Annotated in this window: 10 protein-coding genes; 9 read left to right on the top strand and 1 reads right to left on the bottom strand. The window is 33.6% G+C overall.

Going from position 1 to position 11,953, the window contains the following annotated elements; translation table 11 throughout:
- Positions 1 to 184 precede the first annotated feature (184 nt).
- The 4 genes from CAB05_RS16395 (at position 185) to gatB (ending at position 4,095) form a co-directional block, all read left to right on the top strand.
- On the top strand, positions 185 to 712 hold the full coding sequence (locus CAB05_RS16395; RefSeq protein WP_088001803.1) for a deoxycytidylate deaminase: 528 nt from the start codon (positions 185 to 187) through the stop codon (positions 710 to 712).
- 177 nt (positions 713 to 889) lie between these two features.
- Complete coding sequence (gatC, locus tag CAB05_RS16400) at positions 890 to 1,180, top strand: Asp-tRNA(Asn)/Glu-tRNA(Gln) amidotransferase subunit GatC (RefSeq protein ID WP_088001805.1); 291 nt, start codon at positions 890 to 892, stop codon at positions 1,178 to 1,180.
- Positions 1,181 to 1,194: 14 nt separating this feature from the next.
- Positions 1,195 to 2,649, top strand: a complete 1,455-nt coding sequence (gene gatA / locus CAB05_RS16405) for an Asp-tRNA(Asn)/Glu-tRNA(Gln) amidotransferase subunit GatA (protein ID WP_088001807.1) — start codon at positions 1,195 to 1,197, stop codon at positions 2,647 to 2,649.
- A 15-nt stretch (positions 2,650 to 2,664) separates the two neighbouring features.
- Positions 2,665 to 4,095, top strand: a complete 1,431-nt coding sequence (gene gatB, locus CAB05_RS16410; protein WP_088001809.1) for an Asp-tRNA(Asn)/Glu-tRNA(Gln) amidotransferase subunit GatB — start codon at positions 2,665 to 2,667, stop codon at positions 4,093 to 4,095.
- A gap of 47 nt (positions 4,096 to 4,142) precedes the next feature.
- Here gatB and CAB05_RS16415 read toward each other — a convergent pair whose 3' ends face one another.
- Positions 4,143 to 4,940, bottom strand: a complete 798-nt coding sequence (locus tag CAB05_RS16415; protein WP_088001811.1) for a formate/nitrite transporter family protein — start codon at positions 4,938 to 4,940, stop codon at positions 4,143 to 4,145.
- Positions 4,941 to 5,256: 316 nt separating this feature from the next.
- On the opposite strand from CAB05_RS16415, the gene CAB05_RS16420 reads away from it, so the two are divergent.
- From CAB05_RS16420 to CAB05_RS16440, 5 genes are all read left to right on the top strand, one after another.
- On the top strand, positions 5,257 to 6,141 hold the full coding sequence (locus tag CAB05_RS16420; protein ID WP_088001813.1) for a diacylglycerol kinase: 885 nt from the start codon (positions 5,257 to 5,259) through the stop codon (positions 6,139 to 6,141).
- A gap of 297 nt (positions 6,142 to 6,438) precedes the next feature.
- Positions 6,439 to 7,812 (top strand): 23S rRNA (uracil(1939)-C(5))-methyltransferase RlmD, encoded by a 1,374-nt coding sequence (gene rlmD / locus CAB05_RS16425; RefSeq protein WP_088001815.1) that lies wholly within the window; start codon positions 6,439 to 6,441, stop codon positions 7,810 to 7,812.
- Between the two features lie 178 nt (positions 7,813 to 7,990).
- Entirely contained in the window at positions 7,991 to 9,091 is a 1,101-nt protein-coding gene (locus tag CAB05_RS16430; RefSeq protein WP_088001817.1) for a glycosyl hydrolase family 8, read from the top strand.
- 125 nt (positions 9,092 to 9,216) lie between these two features.
- Positions 9,217 to 10,893 carry a DUF2334 domain-containing protein gene (locus tag CAB05_RS16435; protein WP_088001819.1) on the top strand — a complete coding sequence of 559 codons (1,677 nt, stop codon included), beginning with the start codon at positions 9,217 to 9,219 and terminating at the stop codon, positions 10,891 to 10,893.
- Between the two features lie 325 nt (positions 10,894 to 11,218).
- Entirely contained in the window at positions 11,219 to 11,947 is a 729-nt protein-coding gene (locus CAB05_RS16440) for a hypothetical protein (RefSeq protein WP_088001821.1), read from the top strand.
- Positions 11,948 to 11,953: the final 6 nt, after the last annotated feature.

Raw genomic sequence — 11,953 nt, forward strand, 5'->3', positions numbered from 1 at the left:
TGATGTATAGTGTTCATGACTCACATCGCGTGAAGCTAGGGGGCTTAAGATAAGCCTCAAGGAAATGAATCGCCTTGGAGTTGTATTCACCAAACGCATTCTTATTAGCTATAGCTCTTATCCCTTAACTCTAACGTATGATATAATTCTATTTAGACTAAAATGAACAGAGAGAAGGGGAAGTATGCAAATTTTACAGAAAATCATTCAACTAGCTGACTCGATTCCTTTAGGAACTCGAGATGATTGGGATTCATATTTTTTAGGTCAAGCATTTATCACTTCTCTTCGTTCAACTTGTGGTAGTAGAAGGGTAGGAGCGGTTATTGTATGTGATAATCGAATCATTGCCTCTGGCTATAATGGCTATCCAAAAGGAGCTAAGCATTGTATTGATGGGGGGTGCCCTCGTTTTGCTGCTCGTGAAAAGGGCATTCTTGAAAGTGGTAAATATTCAGATGATTATCCATGTGATGCTTTTCACGCTGAGGAAAATGCAATTTATCAGCTTGTACAATCGGGTATTCAAAAAACGAAAAGTGATGAATGGACGATATACTGTACTACAGCTCCATGTAGAGCTTGTGCCAAAATGATTAATGGAGCAGGAGTTACTAGAGTTGTATATCATGAAGGTTATCCTGATGTGTATTCAATAGAATATTTTAAACAATATGGAATTGAATTAACTAGAATAGAAGTAGCTAATTAGAATTATTTTAACTATTTTAAACAAACGTTTGATTAATAGAAATGTAATGTAAATGTTTTCATTAAGTTTCCAAATATATTTTTACTTGGATTTAAGTGGAATGTTGCCCGAGACATGGGAAATTTGGTATTATCAGTATATTGTATGTTGTGCGAAATTTATGGAGGTGCAAAAATAATGTCAAAAATTACAATGGAACAAGTAAAGCACGTTGCTCATTTAGCACGTTTAGCGGTAACTGAAGAAGAAGCAGAGAAATTTTCAAAGCAACTTGGCGCAATTTTAGATTTTGCTGAGCAATTAGGTGAACTTGATACGTCAAATGTAAAACCTACTACACATGTATTAACAATGCGTAATGTGATGCGTAAGGATGAGCCTGCAAAAGGTTTAGCAATCGAAGAAGTGCTTAAAAATGCACCAGATCACCAAGATGGACAAGTTAAAGTACCGTCAATATTAGATTAAGGGGGGAATCGTAAATGTCTTTATTTGAATATACAGTTTCGGAATTACATAAGAAGTTAAAGTCAAAAGAGATTAAAGTAGAAGAGTTAGTAAATGAGTCATACGAAAGAATTTCTGCTGTTGATCAAGATGTTAAATCATTTTTAACATTAAACGAAGAGCAAGCACGTTTACAAGCAAAAGCTCTTGATGAAAAAGCATGGGACGAGTCTCGTGGTATGCTTTCTGGTATGCCAATTGGTGTAAAAGATAATATTGTAACAAAAGGTCTTCGTACAACTTGTGCGAGTAAGATTCTAGAAAACTTTAATCCAATCTATGATGCTACTGTTGTGACGAAATTAGCCCAAGCTGAAGCAATCACAATTGGTAAATTAAATATGGATGAATTTGCAATGGGTTCATCTAATGAAAACTCTGCATTTGGTGGAACTCGTAACCCTTGGAACATCGAGTATGTACCAGGCGGTAGTAGCGGTGGTTCTGCTGCTTCTGTTGCTGCAGGTGAAGTTTTATTCTCATTAGGTTCTGATACAGGTGGTTCAATTCGTCAGCCAGCTTCTTTCTGTGGTGTTGTTGGATTAAAACCTACATATGGTCGCGTATCTCGTTCTGGTTTAGTAGCATTTGCTTCGTCATTAGATCAAATTGGTCCAATTACTAGAAACGTAGAGGATAATGCACTATTATTACAAGCAATCTCTGGGTTAGATGCAAGTGATTCAACTTCTGCAAATGTTGAAGTTCCATCATTCTTAAGCTCACTTACTGGAGATGTAAAAGGTCTTCGTATTGCTGTTCCAAAGGAATACTTAGGTGAAGGTGTAGGCGAGGAAGCTCGTGCATCTGTTATGGCAGCATTAAACTTACTAGAAAGTTTAGGAGCTACGTGGGAAGAGGTTTCTTTACCTCATTCTAAATATGCTTTAGCAACTTATTACTTATTATCTTCTTCTGAAGCATCTGCTAACCTAGCACGTTTTGATGGAATTCGCTATGGTCACCGTGCTGATGATGTAGAGAATTTAATCGACCTTTACAAGAAAACTAGAGCAGAAGGCTTTGGTGATGAAGTAAAACGTCGTATTATGCTTGGAACTTATGCATTAAGCTCTGGTTACTATGATGCATACTATAAAAAAGCTCAACAAGTTCGTACTTTAATCAAAGATGATTTTGAGAAAGTATTTGAAAATTATGATGTAATTATTGGTCCTACAACACCAACTCCTGCTTTTAAAGTTGGCGAAAAAGTAAGCGACCCTATGACTATGTACGCAAATGATATTTTAACAATTCCAATTAACTTAGCTGGTGTTCCTGCAATTTCGATTCCTTGTGGTTTCCATGAAGGTCTACCTTTAGGTTTACAAATTATTGGTAAGCATTTCGATGAGTCTACGATTTACAGAGTTGCACATGCATACGAGCAAGCAACTGATTTTACAAAGCAAAGACCACAACTGTAAGGAGGCGCGGGAAAGATGAATTTTGAAACGATAATTGGTTTAGAAGTACACGTAGAATTAAAAACAAAATCAAAAATCTTCTCACCAAGCCCTAATGCGTTTGGTGCAGATCCAAATACAAATACAGGTGTAATTGACCTAGGTTATCCTGGCGTATTACCTGTGTTAAATGAAGAAGCTGTAAACTATGGCATGAAAGCTGCAATGGCTTTAAATTGTGAAATAGCGACAGAAACAAAATTTGATCGTAAAAACTATTTCTATCCGGATAATCCAAAAGCTTACCAAATTTCTCAATTTGATAAACCAATCGGTGAAAATGGATGGATTGAAATTGAAGTTGGTGGCAAGAAGAAACGTATTGGAATTACTCGTGTTCATTTAGAAGAAGATGCGGGTAAATTAAACCATACTGATGAAGGTTACTCTTTAGTAGACTTTAACCGTCAAGGCACGCCATTAATTGAAATCGTTTCTGAACCAGATATCCGTACTCCTGAAGAAGCTTATGCTTATTTAGAGAAATTGAAAGCAATCATTCAATTTACAGGTGTTTCTGACGTGAAAATGGAAGAAGGATCACTTCGTTGTGATGCAAATATTTCATTACGTCCGTTCGGTCAAGAAGAGTTTGGTACAAAGGCTGAGTTAAAGAACTTAAACTCATTTGCTTTCGTACAAAAAGGACTTGAGCATGAGCAAACCCGTCAAGAAAAGGTTCTTCTATCAGGAGGTATTATCCAACAAGAAACACGTCGTTATGATGAATCAACAAAAACGACAATCTTAATGCGTGTAAAAGAAGGTTCAGACGATTATCGTTATTTCCCTGAGCCAGATCTTGTTGAACTATACATTGATGATGAGTGGAAAGAAAGAGTGAGAAATAGCATTCCTGAACTTCCAGATGCTCGTCAAAAACGTTATGTTGAGCAATTAGGATTACCAGCATATGATGCAATGGTTTTAACTTTAACAAAAGAAATGTCTGATTTCTTCGATGCAACTGTTACGAACGGGGCAGATGCAAAATTAGCTTCTAACTGGTTAATGGGTGAAGTATCAGCATACCTAAATAAATCACAAAAAGAATTACGTGATGTTGCATTAACACCTGAAAACCTATCTAGCCTAGTGAAATTAATTACTGATGGAACAATTTCATCAAAAATAGCGAAAAAAGTATTCACTGAGTTAATTGAAAAAGGTGGCGACCCTAACGAAATCGTAAAATCACAAGGCTTAGTTCAGCTTTCTGATGAAGGCGCACTTCGTACAATCGTAATCGAAACATTGGATGCAAATCCTCAATCAATTGAAGACTTTAAAAATGGTAAAGACCGTGCGATTGGCTTCCTTGTTGGTCAAATGATGAAGGCGACTAAAGGACAAGCAAATCCACCATTATTAAATAAAATTCTGATGGAAGAAATTCAAAAACGATAATTTGAAGTCTTTCAAAAACAAAAACTACGAGTGAAAACTCGTAGTTTTTATTTTGAATTTAGCTCATTTTGATCTAAAAAAGGTTTATTTATATAGAAGTAAAAGGCTCCCATTAAAATACTACCACCAATAATATTACCTATTGTTACTGGTATGAGGTTATGGATTACACCATTAAATGAAATTGTCTCTGGGTGATCAATGACTAGAGCAATCGCAAACGTACACATATTTGCGATACTATGCTCATAACCAGAAATGAAGAAACAAAATACAAGAAGTAGCATTGTCAGTATTTTTGAAATGTCTTCTTTTAAGGTCATAGGAATAAAAAATGCTAAACAAACTAACCAATTACACAAGATACCTCTAAAAAATAGTTGGCCAGTTGGGACGTGCATCTTTTTTTCTACAACACTTAGCAAATAACTGTTAACGCTAGCATCATTAAATAGCCCGGTAAGATAAATTAATAATGCAAAGCAAGCAGCTCCTATAATATTACCTAAATAGGACAGCAACCATAATAAAAACACTTCAGACCACTTCATTTTTTTTCTAATTGCAGAATACGTAAAATAAAAAGTATTTCCAGTAAAAAGGTCTCCACCACCATACGCTATTAAAAGAATTGCAACACCAAAAGTAAATGCTGCCATGGGATATGCGAATGGGGAATGAACGACATAAAAAAAGTTACCTGATTTAAAAGCTACTATAACACCAAATCCAATAAACATGCTTGCCATACTAGCTCTCATCAGATATCTGATCACACTATTCCTATATACAGCTAATTTTTTGGCTGCTAAATATTCAACCTGTTCTAATGAGCGATTTTCCAATAATCCATACCGTTCCTTTTATATTATTTCGTTTTACAATATTAAAAATTACACATGTTAGTATTAAGTTGTTCAAAATCATATAAAATATATCAATGAAAACGATTAACTTTATTCGATGCTGCCATAGCAGTTATAATTTCCTTCTTGGTTATAGGAAAAAACAAAAAATACTTTGAAAAAATCTAAAATCTTTTAGCGTTTGAATAGAGTTTAGAAAGGTAAAAATAGTTAGAGAAATGGAAAAAGTTTACTACAAAAACGTTTTAGGTTACGATAGAGGGTAGAGGACTTAAATAAAAAAGTAGGATGGTTAATGATGAAGCGAGCAAGAATTATCTACAACCCTACTTCTGGTCGTGAAATTTTTAAGAAAAAGCTTCCTGAAGTGTTACAAAAATTCGAACAGGCTGGATATGAAACTTCTTGCCACGCAACAACAGGCGCAGGGGATGCGACAATTGCAGCACGAGAAGCATGTGAGCGGAAATTTGATCTAGTAGTAGCCTGTGGTGGGGATGGAACACTAAATGAAGTCATTAGTGGTTTGGCAGAACAAGAGTATCGACCAAAGCTAGGACTAATCCCAGTTGGGACAACAAATGATTTTGCTAGAGCAATCGGTGTAAATGTTTCAATTATGGAAGCAGCAGATGTAATAACGAAAGGTAATACAGTTCCGTTAGACATAGGAAGAGTTAATGATAAATATTTTGTTAACATACTAGCTGCAGGTAAAATAACAGAACTAACTTATGAAGTACCTAGTAAGCTAAAGACGGTTCTTGGGCAACTAGCTTATTATTTAAAAGGTATCGAAATGCTACCAAGAGTAAAGCCTACTCGTTTGAGAATTGAGTATGATGGAAAAGTATTTGATGAAGAAGCCTTCTTATTTTTATTATCAAACACAAACTCTGTAGGTGGTTTTGAAAAAATTGCTCCAGAAGCAAGTATTAATGATGGTCAATTTGACTTACTTGTATTAAAGAAATCGAATATAGCTGAAATCATTCGAGTTTGTGCACAGTTACTACGTGGAGAGCATGTACACAATGATCATGTTCTTTATACAAGAGCAAGTCACTTGAAATTTACTTCAGATGATAAATTACTTCTAAATATTGATGGTGAATATGGCGGAGATACACCATGTACGGTGGATATGTTGTATAATCATTTAGAGATTTACGTACCATAACAAGCAATAAACAGTAAATATTAGTACAAATAACCACGGTAGTTTCGTGGTTATTTCAATTTGTAGACAAAGTACTAAAACTAAGAGATTCAGACTGACTGAAAACGTTTGTCTTTCTAGGCTCAGGAGTCGGATGAGGAGTGGAGTTACCTTTGACGGTAATGAGCACCGCAAGCAGGCGAAGCAACGAAGAAAGCGAGCGTTTGGCAGGCAGTCTGAAATAACCACGGTGGTCTCGTGGTTATTTGTTTTGTATAATAGTTATTTGAATAAGTATTTGAAGGGTAGGTAAGGGACTTGTCGAAAAGAGTGTTACCTGTAGAAAAAAATCAATTTCTAGAAGTTGAATTTATTGATTTAACTCATGAAGGACATGGAGTAGCAAAGGTAGAAGGATATCCAATTTTTGTACCAAATGCGCTTCCTGGTGAAAAAGCAACAATCAAAGTGATCAAAACAAGTAAAGGCTATGCTTTTGGAAAAGTAGTTGAATTACAAAACCAAAGTCCTGTAAGAGTCGAGCCTGTTTGTTCAATTTATAACCAATGCGGCGGTTGTCAAACACAGCACATTAGTTATGAAGGACAACTCGACGCAAAATATAAACAAGTAACAGAAGTAATGAAGCGTATTGGAAAGCTTGAAGATGTCGTTATTCATCCGGTACTAGGTATGGAGAATCCTTGGAGCTATCGTAATAAAGCGCAAGTACCTGTCGGAGAACTTGAAGGTGGACTAGTTGTAGGGTTTTACCAAAAAAGGAGCCACGAAATCATTCCGATGAATGAATGTTTTATTCAAGGAAAAGAAAATGACGAAATGATTCAAGATGTAAAAGACATATGTGATGAATTAAAGATTGAGCCTTATAATGAACAAACTCATAAAGGAATTTTACGCCATATTATGGCTCGTTATGGTCATTTTACAAATGAATCAATGTTAGTATTAGTAACAAATAAAGTTAATTTTCCTAAGAAGGATGAGCTTGTTTCAAAAATTGTTGAGAAATATCCTAACATTACTAGTATTATTCAAAATGTAAATAACGAGAAAACAAATGTCATCTTAGGAAATCAAACGTTTGTTTTATTCGGAAGTGAAACAATTAAAGATAAAATCGGTGATATAACTTTTGAAATTTCCGCTAGATCTTTTTATCAGGTGAATCCAACTCAAACAAAAGTGCTTTATGATAAAGCCCTTGAATATGCAAACTTAAATGGAAATGAAACTGTGATTGACGCTTACTGCGGTATTGGTTCGATTTCATTATTTTTAGCTCAAAAAGCCAAAAAGGTTTACGGAGTTGAAATCGTTCCAGAAGCAATAGAAGATGCAAAAAGAAACGCCACAATTAATCAGATGACAAATGTTGAATTTGAAGTTGGCAAAGCTGAAGAAGTCATTCCGAATTGGTATAAGCAAGGCATAAAAGCGGAAGTCCTAGTAGTCGATCCTCCTAGAAAAGGTTGCGACGAAGCGTTATTAAATACAATTATTGATATGAAACCAAGTAAAGTCGTTTATGTATCATGTAACCCGTCGACACTAGCTCGCGATTTACGCGTATTAGAAGATGGTGGATATGAAACAGTTCAGATTCAACCGGTAGATATGTTTCCACATACTAGTCATGTAGAGTGTTGTGCGTTGTTAATTTTGAAATAGAATTTCGATGTGGCACAAAATGTTTTAGGTTAGTATAGTGACTGGAGTTGATTGTTAGGTCACTGATCCTAATATTTCCATATTACTGCTTTGTGCCCTTTTTCTTTAACAAAGGGGTTGTTGTATTATACCGTAGATACTTTTAGATTCTGGTTCAGAATGATTTAGGAGGATTTCTTTGAAAAAAGTTTTTGTAATACTATTAATTTCAAGTTTTTATATACAAGCCTCTTGCTCTAAACAAACATACGTATCATCAAACGTAACATTGGCTACAGAGAAATTTATTAGTTCAAATATGGTGAATGAAAATGGTATTTTAGCTACTTATTTAAAGGATGAGGCTTCAACCAATCCAACTCTTGCTGCTGGAAGAGAAGCACTTTCTGAATCGATTGGCTTACAATTAACTTATCTAGTCCAAAAGAATGACCGTAAAGCTTTCGAAACCTACTATCAGTCTCTAAATAAATATTTTATCTCGCAAGAAACAGGAATTGTTTATTGGAAACTTGAAAAGGATGGTTCCACTAATGTGACAACCAATGCTTTAGTTGATGATTGGAGGATTGCAGATGCATTGTTTAAAGCGGGAGAAAAATGGAATATTCAAAAGTATATTACAACTGCCAAAAACATATGCAATGCGATAAATACTTATAACAAAAATAATGGTTATATAGTAAACTTCTATGATGAACAGTATAAAAAAAGCAACGATACAGTAAGTATATTTTTTGTTGACCCAACTGCACTAAATTACATGTTAAAATACAACCTTATTGATTCTGAGACGTATAATCTCATGAATTCATTATTAAAAAATACGCCAAATGACGGAGTATTTTTTTCAGAAAATTACAATGTTATTACCAAAACTTATCAAAACGAACCTCGTGTAAATATGATTGAGCAGCTTTATATTGCTTATTTTCTAAAATTGGCTGGTATAGACTCAACTTCTTTTTACTCATTTGCGAAAGAACAGTTTATCAAAAATAAAATGCTCTTCGGTCAATATGACAGAGCTACTCGGCGACCGTTAGTTAAATATGAATCGAATGCTGTTTACGGTATGCTGATTCTTTATGCATTACAAATGAATGATCAAAAATTTGCAAAAAGTGTCTATCAGCGAATGAGAAAATTTGAAATAACGGATAAAAAAAGTCCGTATTATGGTGGATATGTTATAAAAACAAAAAATGGGTATAACACTCATATTTTTGATAATCTTTTTCCATTACTTGCCAAGCAAGAGTTGGAAACTATATACTGATAAAATGAGGGGGGACGGAATCGCCCCCCTTTTTTATCTAAAAAACGATTAATATAATCAGAGAAACGTAGATAAAAAATGTAATGAATTACTAGAAAGAGAATCGATAGGATGGGGAAAAAGAAGTGAAAAAATTAATATATTTATTAGTTTTTGTACTATGTATATCAGATTTAAATATAGTAAACGCAGAAGCTCCCAAGAATAAACATATATTAATTATATACTCTAAAGATGAACCCAAAGATACTGTACAAGTTAGAATTTTAGATAGTTTATTAGGTCACTTTTCAAATAACATTACAATTATTGAAGACAATAAACTAGATACCATAAACAAAAGTAAATTCAATTACATATTTTATATCAATCTGACTGCTAAAAGATTATCTTCCGAAGTAGGATCATTTGTTGATGATTTTAAAGGTCCTGTATTTATAATTGGAGGAAGTATCGAACAATCTTCCAAACGCTTTAATTTTATTAAAACAAATGGTGAAACGCTCATTAATTCTGTTACATTACTATCTAATCATTTAGAAATGCCTTGCTCAGAGGATCGAATCATAGTGAATATAAATCCTGACACCTCTGCTGAACTTTTACTTCTAGGAAGGAAAAAAGAGGGGGGGAATATCCCACTGTTGGTAAAAAAGAATCAGTCCTACTACTTAGGAGCTGAATCTTTATTTGATCCGATAGGTAGGGCTCTTGGAGAAATTTTGTTTTCCTTTTTTAACCAACCGTCTGAGAAGCAACTTCATAAGTATTTACGGTTAGAGGATGTCAATCCAAAAGCTGATTACGAGGTTCTCATGAAAATCGCAAAATATTTAAAAAATAAGCAGATCCCTTACATGATTTCACTTATACCTGTATATTTAAACCCTAAAACAGGTGAAGAGGTACATCTTTCCGATTCACCGCAGTTAGTAAAAACTTTACAGTATATGCAAAATAATGGAGCATCGATTATCTTGCACGGCTACAGGCACCAATACAGTAATGAAGAAACTGGTGAGGGTTTTGAATTTTGGGACGTAAAACAAAATAGACCGATTATGCAGGAGCAGAGTCAATTAGCAAAGGTGAGAGAAGACTTTAGCACTGAACAGAAATACCAAAGCTATTTAATCAAGGGAAAAGCCTATGAAAAAAAGTATATTACCGAAGCAATCCAAAGTGGTGTTCAAGAGCTTGTAACACATAAATTATATCCCCTTGCTTTTGAAGCTCCGCATTATTCTATGTCACAAATGGGGTATAAAATACTGTCTAAACATTTTTCAACTTATATTGGCCAAGTCCAACTTACCGATCAAACGTGGGAGGGAGTCTATGCGCCAATTTATGATTCCACACCCCATTTTCTTTATGGCATGAAACTATTGCCTGAGACAGTTGGATATGTTGTAGACGGTGATAAAAATTCTATAAAAAATATTAGAAGTACAGTTCTATATAACAAAGAATTCTCAGATGCCTATATTTCAGGTTACTACCATCCATATTTGGGAATTAGCAACCTAAAAAAACTTGTTAATATTATGGAGTCTGTTCCTAATGCCGAATGGTTGGACTTAAAAAACTCTGAGAACCATGTATCCGTTCCTAAAATTACTTTGACTTCATCCCACGGGAAAGTTATAGTAAAAAAATCATTTATTTCAAGTGATTATGAACGAAATTATATATTGAAAAAAATAGTATTATGGATTGGTGTCTTTTTATTACTACTATGTTTAATAGTTTATAAAATCGTATCAAAAAAAATGAGGAAAAAAACCACATCAATTGATTAGGACGTTTTTCTACGGTAAAATATGGACCGAATAATAGACAACACTTTTAGAAGTGTTGTTCTTTTTTGTTTAAGTTGATGCAAATTCGGCATTTATAAGTAGAAATTTTGCTTTATATGACGATATATATAAGGTGTATAAATTGTTTAGGTACAAAGGGGTATAATGAAAATGAATTTTTTTAAAAAAATAGTTAGATAGTACTGTTATTTTGTTGAAGTCTTATATTTTAAAAATTTCCAGTTGTTTGAAGAGTTATTGTATAGTTGAATTTTGTGACTTCTAATTCTGGAATTATGAGGTTAATTTGTTAGGAGGGATTGAAATGAAAAAATACCAAAAGTCCTCTTTATTTTGGTTACTACAAGTAATTATATTTATAGTATTTATACAATTTACTACTACTGCTCAAACAATTATTTTTACTTCAGTAATCATTTTAAGTGCTATCGTATATAGCTTATCAACAAAACGTATTTCTTTTATTTATTTTGTAGTCATTACCTTAGCTACAATCTTTTATTTTTTATTTTTAGCATTTATAGAACATTGGTCACCGGCTGAACAAGGTAAACAAATTTTACTACACTTTACTACTATGACTGTTTTATTCCTACTCTATATATCAAGTTATCATTTGAAAGATATTGTTAATGAAAATATAGAACTTACCAATAAAATGAGTGAGTTGGAAAAGTTTATAGGAAATACTAAATTACTAACTCAAAGTGAATTTGAAAATCGTGCACAAATTATTAAAAATTCAATGCAACGAAGAAATGAAACTGGATATTTAATCTCCATTGATCTTTCAAAAGTTAATAGTAATATTTCTGAAAGTATTTTACTTGATATTTCTATTTCTGCTATAAAATCAGTTCGAAATCAGTTTGATTTAGTTGGACAGTTTTCATCTAATAATATTAAAATCTTAATTCAAAATACGAACGAAGAAGGCTTAAATATAGTGAAAAATCGATTCTTTTCGAATTTTACTGAAAAGATCGATGAAAAAATTTATGACCAGTTACTGATTGAGTCAGTCAAAATATAGAAAGCG

Origin of the sequence: Gottfriedia solisilvae, assembly GCF_002128405.1 — a bacterium.
Lineage (GTDB): Bacteria > Bacillota > Bacilli > Bacillales > Bacillaceae_G > Gottfriedia > Gottfriedia solisilvae.